This is a genomic window from Ensifer adhaerens (assembly GCF_028993555.1).
In the GTDB taxonomy this organism is placed as follows: domain Bacteria; phylum Pseudomonadota; class Alphaproteobacteria; order Rhizobiales; family Rhizobiaceae; genus Ensifer; species Ensifer adhaerens_I.
This window is the reverse complement of record NZ_CP118610.1, coordinates 389,726-411,476: the sequence shown is the minus strand read 5'-3', so window position 1 is coordinate 411,476 and position 21,751 is coordinate 389,726. Positions and strand designations below refer to the sequence as shown.

General features: G+C 60.8%; 24 protein-coding genes and 1 tRNA gene. 8 read left to right on the top strand and 17 right to left on the bottom strand.

Translation table 11 applies throughout. The features are described from left to right. Positions 1-125: 125 nt before the first annotated feature. Complete coding sequence (locus tag PWG15_RS01910) at positions 126-323, top strand: hypothetical protein (protein ID WP_275022812.1); 198 nt, start codon at positions 126-128, stop codon at positions 321-323. 135 nt (positions 324-458) lie between these two features. Here PWG15_RS01910 and PWG15_RS01905 read toward each other — a convergent pair whose 3' ends face one another. Continuing rightward, positions 459-656, bottom strand: coding sequence for a CsbD family protein (locus PWG15_RS01905; RefSeq protein ID WP_275022811.1), 198 nt, complete (start codon positions 654-656; stop codon positions 459-461). A 48-nt stretch (positions 657-704) separates the two neighbouring features. Then, complete coding sequence (locus PWG15_RS01900; protein ID WP_275022810.1) at positions 705-1,028, bottom strand: hypothetical protein; 324 nt, start codon at positions 1,026-1,028, stop codon at positions 705-707. Between the two features lie 463 nt (positions 1,029-1,491). Between PWG15_RS01900 and PWG15_RS01895 the strand changes: the two genes are divergently transcribed. Next, entirely contained in the window at positions 1,492-1,740 is a 249-nt protein-coding gene (locus PWG15_RS01895; protein ID WP_275022809.1) for a YMGG-like glycine zipper-containing protein, read from the top strand. Positions 1,741-1,800: 60 nt separating this feature from the next. Here PWG15_RS01895 and PWG15_RS01890 read toward each other — a convergent pair whose 3' ends face one another. Continuing rightward, positions 1,801-2,013, bottom strand: a complete 213-nt coding sequence (locus PWG15_RS01890; RefSeq protein ID WP_275022808.1) for a NepR family anti-sigma factor — start codon at positions 2,011-2,013, stop codon at positions 1,801-1,803. Between the two features lie 177 nt (positions 2,014-2,190). On the opposite strand from PWG15_RS01890, the gene PWG15_RS01885 reads away from it, so the two are divergent. Beyond that, on the top strand, positions 2,191-2,988 hold the full coding sequence (locus tag PWG15_RS01885) for a response regulator (protein ID WP_275022807.1): 798 nt from the start codon (positions 2,191-2,193) through the stop codon (positions 2,986-2,988). A 16-nt stretch (positions 2,989-3,004) separates the two neighbouring features. Here the strand turns inward: PWG15_RS01885 and PWG15_RS01880 are convergent, their stop codons facing one another. From PWG15_RS01880 to PWG15_RS01845, 8 genes are all read right to left on the bottom strand, one after another. After that, positions 3,005-4,150 carry an AI-2E family transporter gene (locus PWG15_RS01880; RefSeq protein WP_275022806.1) on the bottom strand — a complete coding sequence of 382 codons (1,146 nt, stop codon included), beginning with the start codon at positions 4,148-4,150 and terminating at the stop codon, positions 3,005-3,007. Between the two features lie 104 nt (positions 4,151-4,254). Further along, positions 4,255-4,425, bottom strand: a complete 171-nt coding sequence (locus tag PWG15_RS01875; RefSeq protein WP_275022805.1) for a hypothetical protein — start codon at positions 4,423-4,425, stop codon at positions 4,255-4,257. A 176-nt stretch (positions 4,426-4,601) separates the two neighbouring features. Then, a complete protein-coding gene (locus PWG15_RS01870; protein WP_060516475.1) occupies positions 4,602-4,949 on the bottom strand; it encodes a RidA family protein in 348 nt (115 codons plus the stop codon). Between the two features lie 180 nt (positions 4,950-5,129). Beyond that, the gene (locus tag PWG15_RS01865; RefSeq protein ID WP_275022804.1) at positions 5,130-5,960 is read right to left on the bottom strand and encodes an ABC transporter ATP-binding protein; all 831 of its coding nucleotides are present in this window, start codon (positions 5,958-5,960) and stop codon (positions 5,130-5,132) included. Next, positions 5,957-6,799 (bottom strand): ABC transporter ATP-binding protein, encoded by an 843-nt coding sequence (locus PWG15_RS01860; protein WP_275022803.1) that lies wholly within the window; start codon positions 6,797-6,799, stop codon positions 5,957-5,959. Before PWG15_RS01860 ends, PWG15_RS01865 begins: the two co-directional genes overlap by 4 nt. Positions 6,800-6,801: 2 nt before the next feature. Next, positions 6,802-7,710 (bottom strand): ABC transporter permease subunit, encoded by a 909-nt coding sequence (locus PWG15_RS01855; RefSeq protein WP_275022802.1) that lies wholly within the window; start codon positions 7,708-7,710, stop codon positions 6,802-6,804. Between the two features lie 10 nt (positions 7,711-7,720). Beyond that, positions 7,721-8,725 carry an ABC transporter permease subunit gene (locus PWG15_RS01850; RefSeq protein ID WP_275022801.1) on the bottom strand — a complete coding sequence of 335 codons (1,005 nt, stop codon included), beginning with the start codon at positions 8,723-8,725 and terminating at the stop codon, positions 7,721-7,723. A gap of 203 nt (positions 8,726-8,928) precedes the next feature. Beyond that, on the bottom strand, positions 8,929-10,524 hold the full coding sequence (locus PWG15_RS01845) for an ABC transporter substrate-binding protein (RefSeq protein ID WP_275022800.1): 1,596 nt from the start codon (positions 10,522-10,524) through the stop codon (positions 8,929-8,931). A gap of 648 nt (positions 10,525-11,172) precedes the next feature. Here PWG15_RS01845 and PWG15_RS01840 point away from each other — a divergent pair. Continuing rightward, a complete protein-coding gene (locus PWG15_RS01840; protein WP_275022799.1) occupies positions 11,173-11,886 on the top strand; it encodes a helix-turn-helix transcriptional regulator in 714 nt (237 codons plus the stop codon). 73 nt (positions 11,887-11,959) lie between these two features. After that, the gene (locus PWG15_RS01835) at positions 11,960-12,349 is read left to right on the top strand and encodes a response regulator (protein WP_275022798.1); all 390 of its coding nucleotides are present in this window, start codon (positions 11,960-11,962) and stop codon (positions 12,347-12,349) included. A gap of 108 nt (positions 12,350-12,457) precedes the next feature. Here the strand turns inward: PWG15_RS01835 and rirA are convergent, their stop codons facing one another. After that, complete coding sequence (gene rirA, locus PWG15_RS01830; protein ID WP_057251106.1) at positions 12,458-12,922, bottom strand: iron-responsive transcriptional regulator RirA; 465 nt, start codon at positions 12,920-12,922, stop codon at positions 12,458-12,460. Between the two features lie 213 nt (positions 12,923-13,135). Between rirA and PWG15_RS01825 the strand changes: the two genes are divergently transcribed. Then, the gene (locus PWG15_RS01825; RefSeq protein WP_425536768.1) at positions 13,136-14,155 is read left to right on the top strand and encodes a Fe(3+) ABC transporter substrate-binding protein; all 1,020 of its coding nucleotides are present in this window, start codon (positions 13,136-13,138) and stop codon (positions 14,153-14,155) included. Positions 14,156-14,245: 90 nt separating this feature from the next. Here PWG15_RS01825 and PWG15_RS01820 read toward each other — a convergent pair whose 3' ends face one another. The 3 genes from PWG15_RS01820 to PWG15_RS01810 all read right to left on the bottom strand — a co-directional run bounded on the left by PWG15_RS01820 (position 14,246) and on the right by PWG15_RS01810 (position 18,142). Further along, complete coding sequence (locus PWG15_RS01820; RefSeq protein ID WP_275022796.1) at positions 14,246-15,301, bottom strand: M48 family metallopeptidase; 1,056 nt, start codon at positions 15,299-15,301, stop codon at positions 14,246-14,248. Continuing rightward, on the bottom strand, positions 15,291-16,397 hold the full coding sequence (locus PWG15_RS01815) for a YjgN family protein (protein ID WP_275022795.1): 1,107 nt from the start codon (positions 16,395-16,397) through the stop codon (positions 15,291-15,293). The genes PWG15_RS01820 and PWG15_RS01815 overlap by 11 nt, the downstream gene beginning before the upstream one ends. A 248-nt stretch (positions 16,398-16,645) precedes the next feature. Next, positions 16,646-18,142, bottom strand: coding sequence for a CoA-acylating methylmalonate-semialdehyde dehydrogenase (locus PWG15_RS01810; RefSeq protein ID WP_275022794.1), 1,497 nt, complete (start codon positions 18,140-18,142; stop codon positions 16,646-16,648). Between the two features lie 128 nt (positions 18,143-18,270). Here PWG15_RS01810 and PWG15_RS01805 point away from each other — a divergent pair, with 128 nt between their 5' ends. Then, a complete protein-coding gene (locus PWG15_RS01805; RefSeq protein WP_275022793.1) occupies positions 18,271-19,152 on the top strand; it encodes a LysR family transcriptional regulator in 882 nt (293 codons plus the stop codon). A gap of 39 nt (positions 19,153-19,191) precedes the next feature. Here the strand turns inward: PWG15_RS01805 and PWG15_RS01800 are convergent, their stop codons facing one another. Next, positions 19,192-20,955 (bottom strand): adenylate/guanylate cyclase domain-containing protein, encoded by a 1,764-nt coding sequence (locus PWG15_RS01800; protein WP_275022792.1) that lies wholly within the window; start codon positions 20,953-20,955, stop codon positions 19,192-19,194. Positions 20,956-21,287: 332 nt separating this feature from the next. On the opposite strand from PWG15_RS01800, the gene PWG15_RS01795 reads away from it, so the two are divergent. Next, complete coding sequence (locus PWG15_RS01795; RefSeq protein ID WP_275022791.1) at positions 21,288-21,488, top strand: hypothetical protein; 201 nt, start codon at positions 21,288-21,290, stop codon at positions 21,486-21,488. 62 nt (positions 21,489-21,550) lie between these two features. Here the strand turns inward: PWG15_RS01795 and PWG15_RS01790 are convergent. Next, a tRNA-His gene (locus PWG15_RS01790) sits at positions 21,551-21,627 on the bottom strand. Between the last annotated feature and the right edge of the window lie 124 nt (positions 21,628-21,751).

The following is a 21,751-nucleotide window of genomic DNA, read 5'->3' as shown; positions in this document are numbered from 1 at the left end:
AGAGATTAACCGATCATTTACCATGATAGACGAAAGAGTCCCAAATCGAGACGCGCCGTACCGGAAATGCCCGGAACCTTCGAGATACTCTGACGTTCCTCCTCCATGGAATATGCAGGGTCGAAATGAAAATGCCGACAGCACATATCTGGAAAGTGGCGGTTGAAGCGGGTCGGGAGAGAAAAGATCTCCAGGCTGGTAATCTTCACATTGGTAAGACGATGCGCGATCTCTACGCCAATAGCAGCGAAGATCAGAGTACGAAATTTGAACATCTTCTCGAAGAACTTCGCCGGCGCGAACGTATGGCACGTAAGAAATAGCCGAATTTCTGCAAGACAACTGAAAAGCCGCCGCGGCCAGAGCCGGGCGGCTTTTCTTGTTTCAGGATCTGTCTTCATTCCATCCGCTACTTCGCGCAGCGCTGGTTGTTGCTGTCGTGTCGGATCAAAGCCTCTCTAGCGCCGTGACATCCACTCGTCGATCTGACGTTCGGCCTCGTCGCGTGCGACGCCATAGCGGGCCTGAATACGTCCAGCAAGCTCCTGCCGGCGACCATCGATCACGTCGAGGTCGTCGTTGGTGAGCTTGCCCCATTGCGCCTGGATCTTGCCCTTCACTTCATGCCATTTGCCTTCGACGATATCCCAATTCATTGCTTTGCCTTTCGGTTGGTGGGGCGGCCACACGGGTGGCCAATAGACTCAGTTGCGGGTCTTCGCATTCCTGTCATCGCGCGCGGCGACGGCGTAGCTGCCGTCATCGACCTCTACCTTGACCTGCAAGCGGCCCGGAGAAGTAACGTGCCATTCGATGGTCGCGTCCTCGACAAACAGGGCCGGGTCGACCTCGGCACAGGCGCCATAGGCGTGCTTAAAGGCGCCGGCGGTCGCCTCGATCGCTGGCGAAAGCAGTTCGCGGCACTCGTCTACGGTTTCGAACGCCTCGGTCGGTGCCGGCACCTCGCGGCAGGCGTCCGTGGCCTGCATGCAGCCAACCAGGACCATGATGGTAGCGATATGTTCCATGGGCATGCTCCCCAACGTCAAACTTGAGAACGGCAAACGGGGACGCCTGCCCTCCTGTTCCCCGGCGGAGATCAAATTTTTATTGGAACCTTTGCAGGCGCAACGCGTTCGCTGCACCCAGGTCTCGTGCTGCAGCTGCGGATGAACGTCGCTCTGGCAACCGTCACTGCCGGCGAGAGATGCCATGCCCGGCCGGCGGAATGGAACAAAACGCCGCAGCCGTCGTTTTCGCAACGATAACAAGTGCTGCGGACTGCGGCCGAGCGATGGAGGAGATGCTGGGAGGCAAGGAAACACCACACGAAGCTCGCCCGTTGCGAGCAAGCCAAAGCTGGCCAATGACGCGGCGCCGGGTGCGACAGATGCCTCATTGTCGTCATTCTGTTCGTCATCAGTCCCGACAAATCAATTTCCCGTAACCGATTCTATGTCCAACAGAGAAACCTTCGAATAGGAACGCGTCATGAAGAAGATACTGATCGTAGCAAGCCTCATTCTCCCGCTGGCCGCCTGCACGCAAACCGAAAAGGGTGCGGCAATCGGCGCGACCGGTGGCGCCATCATCGGCGGCGCTGCAACGAACAACGTTCGGGGTGCAGCCGTAGGCGCAGCGATCGGCGGTGTCGCCGGCGCGCTCATCGGCAATGCCAACGAGCCCGGCCGCTGCATCTATCGCGACCGCTACGGCCGCCGCTATGAGGCCGCCTGCTGATCGGCATGAGCAACGGAGAAACGGGCCAAGGCCCGTTTCTCCCGTTAAGGCGGGCCAGGCTCAGGGCGCCCGCTCAGCCGCCGTCGTTTCCGCTTTTTCCAACCTTTCAAGAAGATCGATGAAGAGGTCAGGAATCGGCTCCTGTTCCAGCGCTTGGTAAAGCGCCTTCAAGCTGACGCCGATCAGCCCGCGGGCCTCCGAACTTTCTGCGCCCGTCCCCAGTCCATTGCCCTGCTCTTCCGGTCTTTCGGTCCCGTCGTCCATGTTCTGCATCTACCGCCGCTTGCGGTCTTCCCGTTGTTTTCCACCCACTCGCACAGAAGACCGTCTCGCGAGTTTGCCGAATTTGCTCTAGGCCGAAAAACGTGTTCAAAACCATTCACGTATTCCGCCGGATCTCCCCTATCCTCAGAAAACAAACGAAACGTATTGCACCTAAGGAAGTCGTTGATGTCACTTTCGACCCGGATCGCGCCACACCTGCCCTTCCTGCGCCGCTACGCCCGCGCCGTCACCGGTTCGCAGGCCGCAGGTGACGGATATGTGGCCGCCGTTCTCGAGGCCCTTATCGAAGACATCAGCCTCTTCCCGGATATGCCGAACGATCGAATCGGCCTCTACAAGCTATTCTGCTCGCAGTTCGAGAAGATTTCGATCGATCGAACGGAAAACGCCTCGCCCTTTGCCTGGGAACAACAGGCGGCCGCCAACCTCTCGCTGATCGCGCCTGCCCCGCGCCAAGCCTTCCTGCTCGTCTCGGTCGAAGGTTTCTCGATCGCCGATGCGGCGGAGATCATGGGTCTGAGCCAGGGCGAGTTCTCGAAGCTTTTGACGATTGCCTCGGAAGACATCTCGCGTCAGGTCGCGACCGACGTGCTGATCATCGAGGACGAGCCGCTGATCGCGCTCGACATCGAAGACATGGTGACAAGCCTCGGCCATAGGGTCACCGGCATCGCCCGCACCCACACGGAGGCGCTGGCCCTCTACCGCAAGACATCGCCGAAGATGGTGCTTGCCGACATCCAGCTCGCCGATGGCAGCTCGGGTATCGACGCCGTCAACGAAATCCTCACTCAGGCAACGGTACCGGTGATCTTCATCACTGCCTTCCCTGAACGCCTGCTCACCGGCAAAAGACCGGAACCGGCCTTCCTCGTCACCAAGCCGTTCAATCCGGACATGGTGAAGGCGCTGATCAGCCAGGCGCTGTTCTTCGACGAACACGCCCGTTCGGCTCGGCGCTAGCCCAGGCTGGCTCGCCTTATCCCGGCAGTTGACGTTCCGGCGGCTGCTCGCGGATTTCTTCGACAATTGCCAGCACGATGAGGGAAAGCGGAAGCGCCAGCATGGCGCCGACGGCACCCCACATCCAGGTCCAGAAGACAATGGCAATGAACACGAGGAACGGGTTCACCTCGAGTTCGTTGCCGAGGATGGCCGGGATCGCGAGGTTCTCCATCGCAAGGTGAACGACGAAGAAGGCCATGGCCGGCGCCAATGCCAGCCACAGGACCTCATGTGTCATCAAGCCCGCCACGAGCAGGCTGAGCGTCATTACCGTCACGCCGAGATAGGGAATGAAGCTCGACACGAAGGCAAACAGGCCCCAGAGCGGGGGCACCGCAAGACCGCCCACGAGAGCGATGATCATCGTCACGGTCCCGAGCGCCAGATAGATCAGGCTGGCGATGGAAAAATAGCGCGCGAGTGCATCCTCGATGCCGTTCATGATGCGGATGGCGCTGAGGCGTCGCTCACGGCTGGCAAAAGCCAGAATGACGGCTTTGCGCAGTTGCAGCCGTCCGAGCAGAAACAGGCCGAGCGCCGCCAGGAAAATCAAAATCTGCACGAGGGCCGGTGTCAGGCCCGCTGCCGTAGCAGCGAGCATCGGGCCTGCGTTCTTCATCACGGTATCGGCAATCGCATCGTTGCCGACGCTGCGGGCAACCGCCAGCCGCAACCATTCAAAGCGCTCGATAAACGGCATGACCCGTGCAACGACGCCTTCGGCAAGCTTGGGTGCTTCGGAGGCGAGCGCCGTCAAGGGGCCGAGCAGCGCATTGACGAGCCACGACAGGCCGATCACGAAGACCAATGCAAGCAACAGGCCGCCGAAGATCGGGGGCAGGCCGTAGCGCGCGAGCGCGTCGGCCGTGCGCCCGAGGACGATGCCGACGACGATCGCCAGCGTGATGGGTAGCAGGATCGTTTCCATGGCGTAGATGGCGGCACATCCCGCGATCACGAAGAGACCGACGATGCTCCAGGCGACCATCAGGTCGATGCCATCACGCTTCGGCGCCGTCGACGGTGCCGCGGTCGCAACGGCAGCCTCCTCTTCGACGATGCGTCTTGCGCGCTTGTGCTCGTGCGAAGAACCGGCACGCCGCAGGGTTTCCGCGATCATGCCGCGCTTTCCAGGAGCCGAAGATGCACGCAGTGCCCCCGCATTCGCCGATGGGTCGCCGCGTTCCGGCTCAGCCTGTGGCACGCCGCTTGGACCACGCGCCATCAATGGTGTTCCGGCGGGAAGATATGCAGCGTCAGTGAAAGCAGGCCAAGGCCCAGGATGATGATGAGCAGCGTGTTGGCGACACCTGCGGCGGTGTAGGGAACGAGACCGAACCCGATGAGGACGACGGCAAGAAGCAGGACGCAGACCCGAGGCAGCCAATACAGCATAGACAGTCCTCCCGATTCAGTCGGCCGCTTGTCGGCCAGTTTCTTGGACCGGACAGATAACGTGCAGATGCCTCGATTGGTTCCTCGCGCGAGGGCAGGCGCCACAATGAAAAACGCCGCCGGACACAGGTCCGACGGCGTGGAAGCAAGATACGGGAAAGCCCGCTGCCGCGGCCTTAGGCGGCAGCAGCGACGACGATGACTTCGACGAGGTATTCCGGGGTCGCGAGCTTGGCTTCGCCGGTGGCGCGAGCCGGGGTGTGGCCCTGCGGAGCCCAAGCGTCCCAGACCGAATTCATCTTCGGGAAGTCGGCCATGTCGGCGAGCCAGATGGTGGCCGAGAGAATGCGGGTCTTGTCGGTGCCGGCGAGCGCCAGAAGACGGTCGACTTCGGCAAGCGCCTGCTTCGTCTGCGTCACGACATCGTCACCGGCATTGCCGACCTGGCCGGCGAGGTAGACGGTGTTGTTGTAGACCACAGCCTGGCTCATACGGGGGCCGGTTTCGAAACGCTTGATTTCCATGATCGTGTTCCTGAGGTTGGGCCAGACCGGTCGGTCGGCCAAAATGCGGCTGCCCGCCGCCCAGAGGCGAGAGTTGAAGGCGGCGCGACACCTCTACACGATCGCGTTCCCAAGTCAAAGAAGCCGGGCAGTTGCTGCCCGGCTTCTTTTGTTTCTTCAGCAGAAATCAGCAGGAAAGGATTAGGCCGCCTGCTTCTTCTTCGCCAATCGAGCCTTGATGCTCTCCACGTCCGCACGCGGCGTCGCCGCAAACAGCGTCTTGGTATAGCTGTGCTTCGGGTCGGCAAAGACCTCGTCGCGGCTGCCGTATTCGACCGCTTCGCCGAAATACATCACCATGACGTCGTCGGCGATGTAGCGCACGACCGAGAGGTCGTGGCTGATGAAGACGTAGGTGAGCTTGAGCTCGTCCTGCAGATCGGCCAGCAGGTTCAAGACCTGTGCCTGGACCGAAAGGTCGAGCGCCGACACCGGCTCGTCCAGCACCAGGAGCTTCGGATTGAGCATCAGCGCGCGCGCAATGGCGATACGCTGGCGCTGACCGCCGGAGAACATGTGCGGGTAGCGGTTGAAGTGCAGTTCGGTGAGCCCGACCTTCTTCAGCATCGTCATCGCCCGGTCGCGACGCTCGTCGGGGGGCGTGTCGGTGTTGATGACCAGCGGCTCCATCAGGATATCGCCGATCTTCTGGCGCGGATTGAGCGAGCCGTAAGGGTTCTGGAAGACGATCTGCACCTTGCGGCGCATTTCCGGCGTCATGTCGCCCTTGGCGATATCGATCTTCTTGCCTTCGATCAAAAGCTCGCCCGAGGTCGCGGGATCGATCAGGGTGAGGATGCGACCAAGCGTGGACTTGCCGCAGCCGCTCTCGCCGACAATCGCCAGCGTCTTGCCCTCTTCGACGTTGAAGCTCACGCCTTTCAGTGCGTGAACCGTCTTTGCCTTCTTCAGAAGGCCGCCGGGGATGTGGTAGTCGCGCACCAGGTTGCGCGCTTCGAGGATCACGCTCATTGGGCCGCTCCTTCATCGACGAAGAGTTCGGAGATCGTCGGCAGACGATCGCCTGTCGCGTTGTCGGGAAGCGCCGCCAGAAGCGCCCGCGTGTAGTTGCTCTTCGGATTTTCGAACAGCGTCAGCACGTCGGCCTCTTCCATCTTTCGGCCCTTGTACTGCACCACCACACGGTCGGCGGTTTCCGCAACCACGCCCATGTTGTGGGTGATCATGATCAGGCCCATCTTGTGCTCGGCCTGAAGCTTCATCAAGAGATCGAGGATCTGCTTCTGGATGGTCACGTCGAGCGCAGTGGTCGGCTCGTCTGCGATCAAGAGCTTCGGGTTGCAGGCGATCGCGATCGCGATCATCACGCGCTGGCACTGGCCACCCGACATCTGGTGCGGGAAGTGGCCGAGCCGCTCGGCCGGATCGGGGATGCCGACCGCCGAGAACAGTTCGATCGCCCGCTTGCGGCGAGCGGCCTTGTCGAGGCCCATGTGCACGCGCAGCACTTCCTCGATCTGGAAGCCGACGGTGAAGCAGGGGTTAAGGCTGGCAATCGGCTCCTGGAAGATCATGGCAATGTCCTTGCCGACGATCTTACGCCGTTCATTGGCCGACATGCCGAGCAGGTCGCGACCGTTGAAGGTGAGCTTGTCGGCCGTGACCTTCGCCGTCCAGGGCAGAAGGCCCATGGCCGCCAGCATCGACACGGACTTGCCCGAGCCGGACTCACCGACGATCGCAAGCACTTCGCCTTCATGCACCTTCATCGACACGCCGTTGACGGCGCGGAAGGGACCGGAGGCCGTCTGGAATTCGACGACCAGGTTTTCGATTTCGAGAAGCGCCATGATCAGGACCTCTTCAGCTTGGGATCGAGCGCATCGCGCAGGCCGTCACCCATCAGGTTGATCGCCACCACCGTGACCAGGATCGCGATGCCAGGCAGCGTCACCACCCACCAGTGGCTGCTGATGAACTCGCGCGCTTCAGCGAGCATCGTGCCCCATTCCGGTGTCGGCGGCTGGGCGCCCATACCGAGGAAGCCGAGGGCTGCAGCGTCGAGAATGGCGCTCGAGAAGGAGAGCGTCGCCTGGACGATCAAGGGCGCCATGCAGTTCGGCAGGATCGTCTTGAACATCAGACGGCCATGGCCAGCACCAGCAACCTTGGCGGCGACCACGTAGTCACGGGTCTTTTCGCTCATGACGGCAGCGCGCGTCAGGCGCACGAAGTGCGGCTGGAAGACAAGTGCAATCGCGATCATGGCGTTGACCAGGCCCGGGCCGAGAACGGCCACCAGCACGAGAGCCAAGAGCAGCGACGGAAAGGCAAGGATGATGTCCATCACGCGCATGATGACGGTATCGACCCAGCCGCGGAAATAGCCGGCAATGACGCCAAGTGCGATGCCACCGACGAGCGACAGGGTCGTTACAATGACGCCAACGAACAGCGAGAAGCGCGTGCCGTAGATCAGACGGGACAGCATGTCGCGGCCGACGGCGTCGGTGCCGAGCAGGAAGCCAGCCCGGCCACCCTCCTGCCAGACCGGCGGAATCAGAACCGCATCGCGGTACTGCTCGACCGGATCATGCGGCGCAATCCACGGCGCGAAGATCGCGAGCAGAACGAGGAACAGGAAGAACACGAGGCCGATAACGGCACCGCGGTTCTCTGAGAAGTAATACCAGAACTCGGCCAGACGCGCCCGGCGGGACGGATCGGTCGAAACGGCGCTTGTTGCAGCAGCTTGAGACATGACGCCCTCCTTAGTGCCGGATGCGCGGATTGATGAGACCGTAGAGCAGGTCGACGATGAGGTTGACCAGCATGATCACCGCAGCGATGACCAGAAGCCCCCCCTGGATGACGGCGTAGTCGCGACGCGATACCGAATCCACCATCCACTTGCCGATGCCCGGCCAGGAGAAGATCGTTTCGGTGAGGATCGCGCCGGCGAGCATGACGCCCACCTGCAGGCCGATGGTCGTGACCACCGGGATCATCGCATTGCGCAGCGCATGGACGCCGACGACACGGAAGGTCGAAAGCCCCTTGGCGCGCGCGGTACGCACATAGTCTTCGGAGAGAACTTCAAGCATCGCCGAGCGCGTCTGGCGGGCGATGACCGCAAGCGGAATGGTGCCAAGCACGATCGTCGGAAGGATCAGGTGGCTGACCGCCGACTTGAAGGCGCCGGCCTGACCGGACAGCAGCGAGTCGATCAACATGAAGCCCGTGACCGGCGGGAAGAAGTACATCAGTGAGATGCGGCCCGAGACCGGCGTCCACTGCAGCATGCCGGAAACCAGCATGATGAGCAGCAGGCCCCACCAGAAGATCGGCATGGAGAAGCCGACGAGCGCGGTCCCCATCATCGCCTGGTCGACAGCCGAGCCGCGCTTGATCGCCGCAATCACACCGGCGGGAATGCCGAGGATGACCGCAAAGAGGATCGCACAGAGCGAAAGCTCGACGGTCGCCGGGAACAGCTCGAAGAACTGGTCGATGACCGGCTTCTTGGTCACGATCGAAGTACCGAAATCCCCGTGGAGCACGCCCCAGAGATAGTCGAGGTACTGGACCACGATCGGCCGGTCGAAACCGAGCGCATGTGAAATTTCAGCATGTCGCTCCGGCGACATGACGCGCTCGCCCGAAAGCAGCGCTACCGGATCGCCCGGAAGCAGGCGAATGAAGGAGAAGGCGATGATGGAGACCCCGACGAATGTCGGTATCAGGACAGCCAATCGCCCCAAGAGAAATCGGAACATGTTAAACCCCGCGCCATGTTGCCGCGGCATTGTATCCCGCCGCTGGCACCACTGCATGCTTTCCCACTTAACGGCGAAGCATACAGCAAGTCGAAATGCCACAGCGACCTTTTGCGCTCCAGGTGGAACTCGGGTCGCTATAGTGGATGCAAAGAGGGGCGCTTGCCCTTGGCAAACGCCCCCTTAAGGATCAGTTAACTAAATTACTCGGTGATGTCCACGCCGTCGAAGGCAAAATCGCCGAGCGGGCTCTGAACGAAGCCTTCGACATTCTTGCGCATCGGAACGACCGAAAGCGAGTGGTCGATCGTCGCCCACGGCGCTTCGCGCTTGAAGACGGCCTGGGCCTCTTCATAGAGCTTGGTGCGTTCTGCGACATCCGAGGTTTCCTTCGCCTTCTTCACGAGAGCGTCGAATTCCTGGTTGCACCACTGTGCACGGTTGTTACCGCCGACAGCGTTGCAGCCGAGCAGCGTGTCGAGGAAGTTGTCCGGGTCGCCGTTGTCGCCGGTCCAGCCGAGGATGACGGCACCGTCACGATCCTTGGCCTTGGACTTGTCGAGGTATTCGGCCCATTCGTAGGAGACGATCTCGACCTTGACGCCGACCTTGGCGAAGTCAGACTGCATCAGTTCGGCTGCGCGACGTGCGTTCAGCATGTACGGACGCGATACCGGCATCGCCCAGAGCTTCATCGACAGGTCCTTGACGCCTGCATCCTCGAGCATCTTCTTGGCTTTTTCCGGCTCGTAGGTGTCGTCTTCGAGCTTGTCGTTGTACGACCACATCGTCGGCGGGATCGGGTTGACGGCCGGCTGGGCAGCGCCCTGGAAGACGGCGTCGACGATTGCCTGCTTGTTGATCGCCTTGTTCAGCGCCTTGCGGACTTCCGGCTTGTCGAACGGAGCCTGGGTCGTGTTGTAGGCGAGGTAGGCGACGTTGAGGCCGGCCTGTTCCATGACCTTCAGGTTCGGGTCCGCCTTCATCTTTTCAACGTCGGCAGCGTTCGGGTACGGCATCAGGTGGCATTCGCCGGCCTGGAGCTTCTGGAAGCGAACCGAAGCGTCGGTAGTGATTGCGAAGACGAGGTCGTCGATCTTCTGCTTGCCACCCCAGTAGTCCGGGTTTGCCTTGTAGCGGATGACGGCGTCCTGCTGGTAGGCGACGAAAGCGAACGGACCGGTGCCGAGCGGCATCTGGTTCATCTGCTCCATCTTGCCATCGGCCTGCAGCTTGTCGGCATATTCCTTTGACAGGATCGAAGCGAACGGCATCGCGATGTTGGCGAGGAACGGAGCTTCCTTGCGCGTCAAGGTGAACTTGACGGTCAGGTCATCGACCTTCTCGACCGACTTGATGACTTCCGGGAAGCCCATGCCGGCTGCGTATTCCCACGAAGCGCCGGTGATGTACTTGTTCCACGGATTGTCAGCCTTCAGCTGGCGCTCATAGGAGAACACCACGTCGTCTGCGGTCAGCTCGCGGGTCGGCGTGAAGAACTCGGTCGTCTGGAACTTGACGCCCGGACGCAGCTTGAACGTGTATACGAGACCATCGTCGGAGATCGTCCAGCTTTCGGCGAGACCCGGCTCAACTTCGGTCGTGCCCTTCTTGAACTCGAGCAGGCGGTTGTAGACCGTGTGCGCAGCCGCGTCGAAGGTGGTGCCGGCGGTGTACAGGCCCGGGTCAAAACCCTCAGGCGAACCTTCCGAGCAATAGACGAACGTCTTCGACCAGGCAGAGCCGGCCATCAGCGTGGCAAGCGCCGTCGCTGCAAAGAGAGTAGTGAGCTTTTTCATGAGCTTTGCTTCCCAGATTTGTTTTTGTTCTCGTGTTTTCCTGACGCGGAATGCCGCTGCCCCCCGGTCAAGGCCGGATGGAACGACATTTGGCGTCGCATTGCAATAAGTCGCCGCATAAATTTGTCTATGCGAAAAATTCGCCCGCAGGTAGAGCCGGGATATCTGTCCACTGTTTTAGAATCGACTGACGAATCGATGCAGCGCGACACCTTCGAACCAGGGCTTCCCGGCTGCTTCCGCAGGGTTTACAACGCGCCTCGTTCGTCCCTCCACCGGGACTGGTTTCGCCCCGGATGCCCGCCCTTATTCTAGCGCGAACCGCGGGCCGGCGGAATACACGTTCAATCGCCACACGAGAGTGCGATTCGGTCCCGACAGGTTTCCGTCAATCCCAAGATAGTATGGTAGAAATCACCAACAGGATTGTGCCATAAAATGTATACAAACTCGGGGGAGACAATCGACGTGCCCAGACGTCCTTGGGAGGGACCGGCAGCCGCCTTCTACAATTTGCCGTCTTTCGGCAGGCTTGCCGAGGGACGAGCATGATGCTTGCTGCCAGCAATGCCGGCGCCGATCCTTGCCGGTTGATCGCTCCGGTGCGCCGGCTAAACTGCCGCGCGACGACAAGGGGATAGCCATTCCGTGGCGGCTTTGCTGGAAAATCACAGGCGATACGATCTTCGCGACGAACTTGAGAGAGCGCTGAACCGCGTCGACTTCTTTCGCATCTTCCACACGATGGCACTCAGGTTCGGCTTCAGCCATTTCGGCATTCTTCAGCTCGGCAACGAGAACGATGCGTGCATGCTGTCCACGCGCCTGGTGCTGCACGATCTCCCGTCCGGACTCGCTGAGGAATACGACAAGCGCCACCGCTTCGGAGACTCCCTCTTTTACAAAACGCTGCATCGGTCGGCGATTTCCTCGGTCTGGCGGACGGACGATCCGGGTTGCGACACCGGCCAAAACCTGCTCGTGCAGCTCGGCTTCGAGCTACTGCTCAGCGTGCCCGTGCATGCGGCTGCCACCGGCGCGCGCTACGCCGTTCTCTTCTTGGGCGATGGTGACGACATCGGCCGCGCCGAGCATGTCGAAGTGGCCTATGACGCGGTCTCGGCCTTCGATTACTTCCATCGCGTCGCGCTCGCCAACAAGACCGGCATGGGCCTGACGCCGCGGGAAACCGAAATCCTCAAGTGGATTTCGCACGGGAAGACGGCAAGCGAGATCGCTCTCATCGTTTCCGTGTCCGAGCACACCGTGAATTCCCACACGGCAACGATTCTGAAGAAGCTTGACGTCGTCAACCGCACCCAAATGGTGGCGAAGGCGATCCGAGAACAGATCATCCAGTGATAGCCGTTGCGTAGTACTCCATTGCACCACGCCCAATAAACAGGACGCCTGCAAATCAGCAAGGGTATCGGTCATGACGCGAAAAGCTTACATCCTGCTCGTTGACGACGATCCGACTGAAAACCTGATCCTGCGCGCCTTGATCCGAAAGGTGAGCAATATCGAAATCGAGTTGCACTATTGCCAGACGATGGAGAGCGCATTGGAGTTCCTGCGCTCGGGCAAGCCGGTTTCGATGATCCTTCTGGACAACCGACTTCAGCCGCAGCTCGACTTCCGCGAGACCGTGCCGGCGCTTCGGCATCAGGGTTACATCGGACCGATCGGGGTGATTTCGGCGTCGCTCGCCGATTCCTATTTTCAGCGTCTGGAAGAGTATGGTGCCGACTTCCGCATCGACAAGGCGGAGATCGACCCGACTGCGATCGATTTCATATTGCGGGAGTATCTGCCGCAGGCGTGAAGCCAGCCAGCGCCGCGTGTCTCATCAGACGCACGCGGTAGCACTTTGATTTGCTGCATGTCTCCTCAAGAGGTCGATTTCAGGAGACATGCAGTAGGTCTGGGATCGTCAGGCAGCAGTCGTCTGCGGACGCTTCGTCTCTTCGAGGCCGAGCAGGAAGTTGATCTGCGGACGCGCCTTGACGAGGTCGTCGATCGTATAGCCCTGCAGCACTTCGAAGAACGCGTTCAGCGCCTTGCGCAGTGCCGAATTGAGGCCGCAGCTGTCGACGAGCGGACAGTCGATCTCGCCCGCCTCAAAACACTCCGCCATCGCGAAGCTGTCTTCCGTGACCTTGACGACATCAAACAGCGTGATGGCCGATGCGGGCTTCGGCAGACGCACGCCGCCGTTGCGGCCGCGAACGGTCTCAACCAGGCCGGCCTTGGTCAATGGTTGCAGAATCTTGAAGAGAAACAACTCGGAAACGCCATAGGCCCTGGCGATTTCGGGAATGCGGCTGAGCTTTTCGCCATTGGCGGCGCAGTACATCAACATGCGAACCGCGTAGTTCGTTTGTTTCGTCAGACGCATCATTCACTCCGGCATCGAGAGGTTCACGAGTCCATCATATAGGACGGATCGTAGTTTGGAACAATTCCAAAAAGCTCGAAAAATCACTTCTTCTTGAGTGTTTACGGTTTCCCGATTGACTGTTTACGGCGCTGCGGTCAGAAAGATGAGCGATTTTGTTAACTTAGCTCAAACAAGAAAATGGAGGAAGCGATGTCCGTTTCAAGAGCAGCGATGGGCGTTCTGTCCCTGACGGCAACCCTGCTGGCGACGAGCGCCGCCTGGGCCGACGGTGAGGTCAACATCTACTCTTACCGACAGCCCGATCTCATCAAGCCGCTGCTCGACGCCTTCACCAAGGAAACCGGCATCACCACCAACGTGCTCTTCCTCGACAAGGGTCTCGTCGAACGCATCCAGGCCGAAGGCGCCAACTCGCCGGCCGACGTGATCCTGACGGTCGACATCAGCCGCCTGACGGAAGCCAAGGACGCAGGTGTCACCCAGCCGGTCGTCAACGAGACGATCAACAAGGACATCCCGGCACATTTCCGCGATCCTGATGGCAACTGGTTCGGGCTTACCACCCGCGGCCGCGTCGTCTACGCTTCCAAGGATCGCGTCGCCCAGGACGACATCACCTATGAAGAACTTGCCGATCCGAAGTGGAAGGGCAAGATCTGCACCCGCGACGGCCAGCATTCCTATAACATCGGCCTGTTCGCCTCGATGATCGCTCATCACGGCGAAGCCGAAACCGAGAAGTGGCTGACCGGCCTGAAGAACAACCTCGCCAAGAAGCCCGACGGCGGCGACCGCGACCAGGCCAAGGCGATCCTCGCCGGCGAATGCGACCTCGCGCTCGGCAACACCTACTACGTCGGTCTGATGATGACCAACGAGAAGGAACCGGAACAGAAGGAATGGGCTGCCGCTATCAAGGTGCTCTTCCCCAACGCCAAGGACCGCGGCACGCACGTCAACATCTCGGGCATGGCACTTGCCAAGAATTCCCCGAACAAGGACAACGCGCTGAAGCTGATGGAATTCCTGTCGGAGGGCGAAGCCCAGAAGATCTACGCCGAGCAGGTGTTCGAATATCCGGTTCTGCCGGGCGCGGAACCCTCTGAGGTCGTCAAGTCCTTCGGCACGATCAAGCCGGACGAACTGCCGCTTGCCGAGATCGCCGGAAACCGCAAGAAGGCTTCCGAACTGGTCGACAAGGTCGGCTACAACGACGGTCCGCAGGATTGATCGAATTCCAAATCGCAAGACAAGAGCGGCGGGCCATCGGCCCGCTGTTTTCGTTTCGGGATGAAGCATGCGCCAGGAAGAGGTGCTGTATCATTGAGCCTTGGCACGCAGCTCTGCCGCATAGTCAAGGATCGCCTTGCGTCGCTCGGGCGTACCGGGATGCGTCGAGAGGATGCTTGTATCGCCGTGATCGCCAAGCTTCTCTTCGAGCAAATCGAAGAAGCGCGCAGCCGCCGTCGGATCCCTGCCCGCCTTCTGCATCAGTTCGACCGAATGCCTGTCGGCAGCGCTTTCGGCGCCCCGTGAATAGGACAGCGAAAGAAGACCGGCGCCTTGCACCAGGATATCCTCAGCGCCGGAACCGATGTCGCCACCGATCATCATGATAAGACCGGCAACGCCTGCGGCGCGGTATATTTGCCGGAGACTGTGCTCGAGATCGACGTGGCCGATCTCATGCGCCAGAATGCCCACAATCATTTCCGTGTCGTCGCCGGCAAGCTCGATGAGCTCATCGGTGACGACCAGCGTGCCATCCGGCAGCGCAAAGGCATTCGGCCCGATCACGCCGCCCTTGCGGAAGTTGAGTGTGTATCCGCCCTCGCCACGATTGGAGAAAGTGACAATCGCCCTGAACCCCTCGCGGATCCGGTTCTGCCGTTCGTCGGTCAGCTGCGTGTGGTTGAACACTGTGCGGTCCATCGTTTCCATCGTGCTGGTCGACATGATCTGCGGCACGATCGGCGGCGTGACCAGCACCGCAACCTCGACAAGCGCAGGCACGGCGTAGCGATAGATGGCGATGCCGCAAAGCATGGTCGCCGCGACGACGGCAATGAGACGCGGGCGGAAGCGCTCCCATTCGTGGATGTGGTCAACCCTGCCTTTCAGCTTCAGAAAACGATCGACGGCTTCGTTGTCCGGCGTTTCGAACAACGAACCGTCTGCGAACTCGACACGACGTGGAATCGCCCCGACGCGGTCGGAAATATCGACGGCTGCAAAGACGCCACTTGCGAGTTCGGTGCTCGATCCGTCCAGCGCTTTCAGGCTGCCGCCCTCTTCCACCAGCCGTGAGGGCACCGAGTGGCTCGATCCGGCCGGATGCCATTCGCCACGCGCAATCTCGGTACTGCTAGAAGCCAAAATCGAACCCTTCGAAATCCATGAACTCTGCACCAACGGCGGACGATTGTGCTTCGATCTCGCTCATCAGCGTTCCGACGGCTCCAACGACGGTCACACCCGTCAAGGTCCATTTGTAGCGCGCCATGCGCACCGCCGCCCAGGGACGCAACAGGCCCAGCGTCAAGATTGTGGCAAGAAGATTCGAGATGGCGATCAAGGTGTAGCGGCCCCGTGACAGACGGCTGGAGAACCTGTGTTTCCCGTCAAAGACCGTCGAGCGCCAGACCGCATTGCGCACGGCCGCGCTGTAAAACAATGCCACGATCCCGTAGAGGCACGCCGTCGCCAGATAGCCGGCAACAACAATCACCCATTGCCAGATTTGGATGTCGGACGGATTGAAGGCTGGTGGGTTGAACAGGCCGGGTGCCATGCGCAGTGTGCCCATCACGATCGCCAAGACAACGAGCGCCACGACCAACGCCAGCCCCACGCCAAGAAACAAACCACGATAAAGGGGGCCGAACGCGGGGTTCGTGTCAAAGGCCTTTCCGCCGAAGCGCATGTTCGAGCCGACGTAGCGCCCCACCCAACGGCTCGCGAGCGGCGTCAGCAACCCCAATGTGATTACGGAAAGGAAGCCACCGAGGATAAAGGCCTTGAAGGCGCCACCCGTGGTGCCGACGAAGTCGAAGCGAACGTTGCGGTAGCTCGTCACTCGTGCGTTGAAGCGCAATCCACGGGCAACCAGCCAGGGAACGAAGAAGAGCGAAAGCAGGACGAGGACGATGCCGACGATGGGAACGAAGGTCAGCAAGAGATTGTAGGCGATCAGATAACCGAAAACGATCACCCGCCCGATCAGGATCTGCTTGCCCTTGGCGTGGTACTCGAAGGCACGGCCGAGCAGAACCGTGCTTCCGTAAAAGTATCGGTTGCGCCGGACCTTCGCCCAAGCGGAATAGATGCCAAGCGTCACGATCGTCAGAAACACGTTGACGATCCAGATGCCGAAATACTCCTTGCCGCTTCCGGTGAATGAGAAACTGTGAAAATCGCGCGACACCCCACGTGCCGGCGCCGCTTGAATCGACGCCGTTTCAGCTACGACCATGCTGGGCCCCCTCGGTCCATCCCCTGCGGAGTCGGCTTTAGAATCCGCAGCCCTGTTTCAACTGAATATAATCAATAATAAGCCGCTTGGTGTGCCCCCGCTCACCAGCTAATACAACAAGTGGTTGGCGCCCGATCAATGTTCGCGCCAGCCATCCGCGATTCTCAAACTAGTTGTGCTGCGTCTCCGATTGCAACAAAAAAGGGCCTCCCGAAGGAGGCCCTGAGGCGGGAGGATATCGTATCCCGTTATTTCATCGTCGGCATGACGAACTCGGCACCATCCTTGATGCCCGAGGGCCAGCGCTCGGTGATCGTCTTCGTGCGGGTCCAGAACTTGATCGAGTCCGGGCCGTGCTGGTTGAGGTCGCCGAAGGACGAGGACTTCCAGCCGCCGAAGGAATGGTAGGCGAGCGGAACCGGGATCGGCACGTTGACGCCAACCATGCCGATGTTGATGCGCGAGGCGAAGTCGCGGGCAGCATCGCCGTCGCGGGTGTAGATCGCGACACCGTTGCCGTATTCGTGCTTCATCGGCAGATCGAGGGCTTCCTCGTAGTTCTTGGCGCGAACGACCGAGAGAACCGGTCCGAAGATTTCGGTCTTGTAGATGTCCATGTCGGGCGTGACGTTGTCGAACAGGCAGCCGCCGATGAAGTGGCCTTTCTCATACCCTTGAAGCTTGAAGTCGCGGCCGTCGACGACGAGCTTGGCGCCCTGTTCGACACCGCTGTCGATGAGGCTTCTGATGCGCTGTTCGGCTTCCTTGGTGACGACCGGGCCCATGTCGGCCTTGTCGTCGGTATAGGGACCGATGCGCAGGCTTTCGACCATCGGCGTCAGCTTCTCGATCAGGCGGTTGGCGGTGTCTTCGCCGACCGGCACGGCGACCGAGATCGCCATGCAGCGCTCGCCGGCCGACCCGTAGCCGGCACCCATCAGCGCGTTGGCGGCCTGGTCCATGTCGGCGTCGGGCATGATGATCATGTGGTTCTTGGCGCCGCCGAAGCACTGGGCGCGCTTGCCGTTCATCGCCGCGGTGCCATAGACGTAGCGGGCGATCGGCGTCGAGCCGACGAAGGAGACGGCAGCGATATCCGGATGCGTCAGGATTGCGTCGACCGCGCCCTTGTCGCCGTTGACGACGTTGAGGATGCCGGCCGGCAGGCCGGCTTCGATCATCAGTTCGGCAAGGCGGATCGGAACGGATGGGTCACGCTCGGACGGCTTCAGGATGAAGGCATTGCCGCAGGCGATCGCCGGGGCGAACATCCACATCGGGATCATCGCCGGGAAGTTGAACGGTGTGATACCGGCGCCGATGCCGACGGCCTGGCGGATCGAGTACATGTCGATGCCGGGGCCGGCACCTTCGGTGAATTCGCTCTTCTGCAGATGCGGAATGCCGATGACGAATTCGCAGACTTCGAGGCCGCGGATAAGGTCACCCTTGGCATCTTCGATCGTCTTGCCGTGTTCGCGCGAGAGGATCTCGGCGAGCTCGTTCATGTTGGCGTTCAGAAGCTCGACGAACTTCATGAAGACGCGGGCGCGACGCTGCGGGTTGGTGGCCGCCCACTTCGGCTGCGCTGCCTTGGCGCTTTCGACGGCTGCCGCCAGTTCCGCGTCGCTGGCGAGCGCCACGGTGCCCTGCACTTCGCCGGTTGCCGGGTTAAAGATGTTGCTGACGCGGCCGCTCTTGCCGGCAACGCGCTTGCCATCGATGAAATGACCCAATTCGTACATGGATGGTTCCTCCAGACCTTGATTGTGGCGGCATGATCGCACTACGATTTCAACAAATCAATTTCCGATATTCAGCAACCGTTGTGCAGAAATTAAAGTCCACGGCTGCAAACCGAGGCCTCGACACTATGAACTGGGACGATGTCAGAATGTTTCTAGCCGTCGCGCGCACGGGCCAGATCCTCGCCGCCTCAAAACGGCTCGGTCTCAACCACGCGACCCTCAGCCGCCGGGTGACGGCGCTCGAGGAAGCGATGAAGACGCGGCTTCTCGTGCGCCGGCCGAACGGATGCGAACTGACGGCCGAAGGCGAGATCTTCCTGACGGCCGCAGAGCGGATGGAGACCGAGATGCTGGCGGCACAATCGCAGATCGGCCGGATCGACACGGCGATCGCCGGCACTGTGCGCATCGGCGCGCCCGACGGCTTCGGCGTTTCTTTCCTGGCGCCCCGGCTCGGCCGCCTGACCGCGCGCTATCCGGAACTGAAACTGCAGCTCGTGCCGGTGCCGCGGTCCTTCTCGCTGTCGCAGCGCGAGGCCGATATCGCGATTACCATCGAGCGGCCGGAACAGGGGCGTCTCGTTTCCTCAAAACTCACGGACTACACGCTCGGCCTTTACGCCTCGTCGAACTATCTCGAAAAGCACGGCACGCCGCAAACGATCGATGACCTCAGGGACCATCGCCGCATCGGCTATGTCGAGGACCTGATCTTCACCCCATCGCTGAACTTCTCGGCCGAGATCATGCGCAGCTGGGACGCGTCGTTCGAGATCTCCAGCGCCACCGGCCAGACGGAGGCAGTGCGCTCCAGCGCCGGTATCGGCATCCTGCACAACTACATCGCCCGCCACACGCCGGAACTCAAACGCATCCTGCCGGAGACGACCATCCGCCGCGCCTACTGGACGACCTATCACGAAAGTGCCCGCGACCTCGTGCGGGTGCGCACGGTGGTGGCCTTTCTGCAGGAGTTGATAACGGCGGAACACCAGATCTTCATCTGACCAGCCAGTGGCCGCGAAGCCCGGTCGTTTGCGCAGGGGTCAGAGCGAAATGCCGGCCTCGCGCAAGCCGTCGATCAGACGGTTGAGCACGGTCGGATCCTTGTAAGGCATCGCGCGCTTGAAATGATCGATGGAGAAGCTCGGATTGACCTCGAAGACCTCATGCCAGTAGCGCCGCGCTTCTTCGGCGCGCCCGGTGCGACCATAAAGGCAGGCAAGATAGAAACGCGTCATATCCGAGCGCGGCGCCAGGGCCAACCGCCGCTTGAAGGCAATCTCGGCTTCGTCGAAGCGGCCGAGATTGAGCAGGGTCCGTCCGAGGAAATGCAGCGACAGGTCGAATTGCGGATCGAGCCTGTGGGCCCGGGTGTAATAGGGTAGCGCTTCCTCGAACTGACTCTGGAAATCTCGGATCGAGCCGAGCGCCGTATGACCGCTGGCGGAATTTGGATCGAGCTTCAGCATATGCTGCGCTGCACGTTCCGCCTCGTCGAAACGTCGTCCCCAGCAGAGTGCCAGCGACAGGGCGTGATGGCCATGCGCCTCGTTGTCGTCGGTATCGATGGCCTTCTGGGCGAGTTCGAGCGCACGCGACACATTGTCGAACGCTCCACCGTTCCAGCGATTGATATAGTCGGTCAAGGCGATGATCGAGAGTGAGGCGTAGGCGGCGGCAAGCCCCGGATCGATGGCAATGGCGCGCTCAAGCATACTGCGTGCCTCGGCGGAGGATCGCGCATCGAACCTAAGGATCGCCTGACGGGAGCGCACGAGCAGGTCATAGGCCTCCGGATCGACCTTGTTGCGGCCCTCACGCCGCTCTTCCTCGCCGGTGGTCAGCTTCACCTTGAGCGCAGTGACGATCGTGCGGGTCACCTCGTCCTGAACTTCGAAGATGTCTTCGATCCCGCGGTCGTAGCGCTCGGCCCAGAGATGACCACCTGTCGTGCCGTCGATCATCTGGGCGTTGATACGGATGCGATTGGCGGCACGGCGAACGCTGCCTTCAAGCACGTAGCGAACGCCGAGATCTCGACTGACCTGGCGGATGTCGGGCGACTTGCCCTTGTAGGCGAAGGAGGAATTGCGGGCGATGACGAAGAGACCGGAGACCTTCGAAAGATCGGTGATGATATCCTCGGTGATACCATCGGCGAAGTAACCCTGTTCCGGATCGCCGGACATGTTGTCGAACGGCAGGACGGCGATCGATGGCCGGCTCGGGAGTTGCGGCGGTGCTTCGGGAACGACCTTCGCAGGCGCGTCCCCATACTCATCCGGCGACCAGCTCCAGATGTGCACCGGGCGTTCGATGTTCTTGACCTCGTGGTGGCCGCTGTCGATGAATTCGAGGTCGATGCGGCCATGCACATATTCGTGCACCCCGTCCGAAATCGCCACGCCGCCGGGTCTGGCGAGCGCCTCTATCCGGGCCGCGACGTTGACGCCATCGCCATAAAGGTCACTGTCGGCGACCATGATGTCGCCCATGTTGACCCCGACGCGCAGCACGATGGCCTGGTCCGCCGGAACGTCCCTGTTTGCGGCCGCCATGGCCCGCTGAAGGGCTGCCGCACATTCGACCGCATTGACGGCGCTGGAGAACTCGACGAGCACCCCGTCCCCTGTCGTCTTGAAGACCCGACCCTGATGGCTCGCGACAAGTGGCTCCAGCACCTCTTTCCAGCGCGCCATGAGTTGCGTGTAGGTATTCTTCTCGTCACGCTCCATCAGCCGACTGTAGCCGACGACGTCAGCAGCCAGGATGGCGGCGAGCCTGCGCATGATGGATTCGTTGGCCATGGATTGCGGTGCCTTCCGAGAATCCTTTCTCGAAATTTTACCGGCGGATGGGCCTGATGTCTATTCGATCTGCGGCCGGTCACTGCTTGACCGCGAGCGCCTGAGGCCCGCATCGGCAGCTAGCCCGAGCTGGACTGCCGCTCCCTCACCCAGCCAGCAGCCCTACCGCCCACTAGCCCGATTTGGGTAGCGCAGCGGCAGGAACAGAGCGTTGTCTTCCAGCGTTTCTGATCCATGGGAAAACCCGGGCAATGGCTCGGGGCAACGGCCGGGACAGGCGAACTCTCTGCGAAAGCGGCTCGTACCTGGATTCGAGGAAGGAGGATGGAACGATGCTTGTTGCTGCTACGAGCCGGCCAATCCTGCCGGGTGAATTCATCAAGATCGAAGACGTCTTCAAGGATGCGATAAGAGAGAGAAATCTCTCGCGACGCTCATCGGAGGCCACCGCGCTCGCAGTCCGGCTGCTCGAGCTTTACCAGAACGGTGTAAATGACATGGTGGCGCTGAGAGCGATGGCCAAGTTGTTTTGAGAATGCGGACGTTGCGGGCAATGGCCACGAAACGCTTCAATATCAACGAGATGAGGAAGAAATGGTACGGTTGAGTGGAGTTGAACCACTGACCTCAGGTGCCACAAACCTGCGCTCTAACCAACTGAGCTACAACCGCACGGCAGCGACGTGTGTCGCTTGGCGGCTCACATACGGAGACTTCCGTCTCTTTGCAAGCCTTAACTTGAGATTATCCTGCAAAAAAACCGGATGGCAACCCATCCGGTCTTTTTGAATTTCGG

What these genes read in the sequence shown, in the direction of transcription:
- PWG15_RS01910 (WP_275022812.1), top strand. Translation starts at nt 126, where the DNA reads ATGAAAATGCCGACAGCACATATCTGGAAAGTGGCGGTTGAAGCGGGT.
- PWG15_RS01905 (WP_275022811.1), bottom strand. Translation starts at nt 656, where the DNA reads ATGAATTGGGATATCGTCGAAGGCAAATGGCATGAAGTGAAGGGCAAG.
- PWG15_RS01900 (WP_275022810.1), bottom strand. Translation starts at nt 1,028, where the DNA reads ATGGAACATATCGCTACCATCATGGTCCTGGTTGGCTGCATGCAGGCC.
- PWG15_RS01895 (WP_275022809.1), top strand. Translation starts at nt 1,492, where the DNA reads ATGAAGAAGATACTGATCGTAGCAAGCCTCATTCTCCCGCTGGCCGCC.
- PWG15_RS01890 (WP_275022808.1), bottom strand. Translation starts at nt 2,013, where the DNA reads ATGCAGAACATGGACGACGGGACCGAAAGACCGGAAGAGCAGGGCAAT.
- PWG15_RS01885 (WP_275022807.1), top strand. Translation starts at nt 2,191, where the DNA reads ATGTCACTTTCGACCCGGATCGCGCCACACCTGCCCTTCCTGCGCCGC.
- PWG15_RS01880 (WP_275022806.1), bottom strand. Translation starts at nt 4,150, where the DNA reads ATGATCGCGGAAACCCTGCGGCGTGCCGGTTCTTCGCACGAGCACAAG.
- PWG15_RS01875 (WP_275022805.1), bottom strand. Translation starts at nt 4,425, where the DNA reads ATGCTGTATTGGCTGCCTCGGGTCTGCGTCCTGCTTCTTGCCGTCGTC.
- PWG15_RS01870 (WP_060516475.1), bottom strand. Translation starts at nt 4,949, where the DNA reads ATGGAAATCAAGCGTTTCGAAACCGGCCCCCGTATGAGCCAGGCTGTG.
- PWG15_RS01865 (WP_275022804.1), bottom strand. Translation starts at nt 5,960, where the DNA reads ATGAGCGTGATCCTCGAAGCGCGCAACCTGGTGCGCGACTACCACATC.
- PWG15_RS01860 (WP_275022803.1), bottom strand. Translation starts at nt 6,799, where the DNA reads ATGGCGCTTCTCGAAATCGAAAACCTGGTCGTCGAATTCCAGACGGCC.
- PWG15_RS01855 (WP_275022802.1), bottom strand. Translation starts at nt 7,710, where the DNA reads ATGTCTCAAGCTGCTGCAACAAGCGCCGTTTCGACCGATCCGTCCCGC.
- PWG15_RS01850 (WP_275022801.1), bottom strand. Translation starts at nt 8,725, where the DNA reads ATGTTCCGATTTCTCTTGGGGCGATTGGCTGTCCTGATACCGACATTC.
- PWG15_RS01845 (WP_275022800.1), bottom strand. Translation starts at nt 10,524, where the DNA reads ATGAAAAAGCTCACTACTCTCTTTGCAGCGACGGCGCTTGCCACGCTG.
- PWG15_RS01835 (WP_275022798.1), top strand. Translation starts at nt 11,960, where the DNA reads ATGACGCGAAAAGCTTACATCCTGCTCGTTGACGACGATCCGACTGAA.
- rirA (WP_057251106.1), bottom strand. Translation starts at nt 12,922, where the DNA reads ATGCGTCTGACGAAACAAACGAACTACGCGGTTCGCATGTTGATGTAC.
- PWG15_RS01825 (WP_425536768.1), top strand. Translation starts at nt 13,136, where the DNA reads ATGGGCGTTCTGTCCCTGACGGCAACCCTGCTGGCGACGAGCGCCGCC.
- PWG15_RS01815 (WP_275022795.1), bottom strand. Translation starts at nt 16,397, where the DNA reads ATGGTCGTAGCTGAAACGGCGTCGATTCAAGCGGCGCCGGCACGTGGG.
- PWG15_RS01810 (WP_275022794.1), bottom strand. Translation starts at nt 18,142, where the DNA reads ATGTACGAATTGGGTCATTTCATCGATGGCAAGCGCGTTGCCGGCAAG.
- PWG15_RS01805 (WP_275022793.1), top strand. Translation starts at nt 18,271, where the DNA reads ATGAACTGGGACGATGTCAGAATGTTTCTAGCCGTCGCGCGCACGGGC.
- PWG15_RS01800 (WP_275022792.1), bottom strand. Translation starts at nt 20,955, where the DNA reads ATGGCCAACGAATCCATCATGCGCAGGCTCGCCGCCATCCTGGCTGCT.
- PWG15_RS01795 (WP_275022791.1), top strand. Translation starts at nt 21,288, where the DNA reads ATGCTTGTTGCTGCTACGAGCCGGCCAATCCTGCCGGGTGAATTCATC.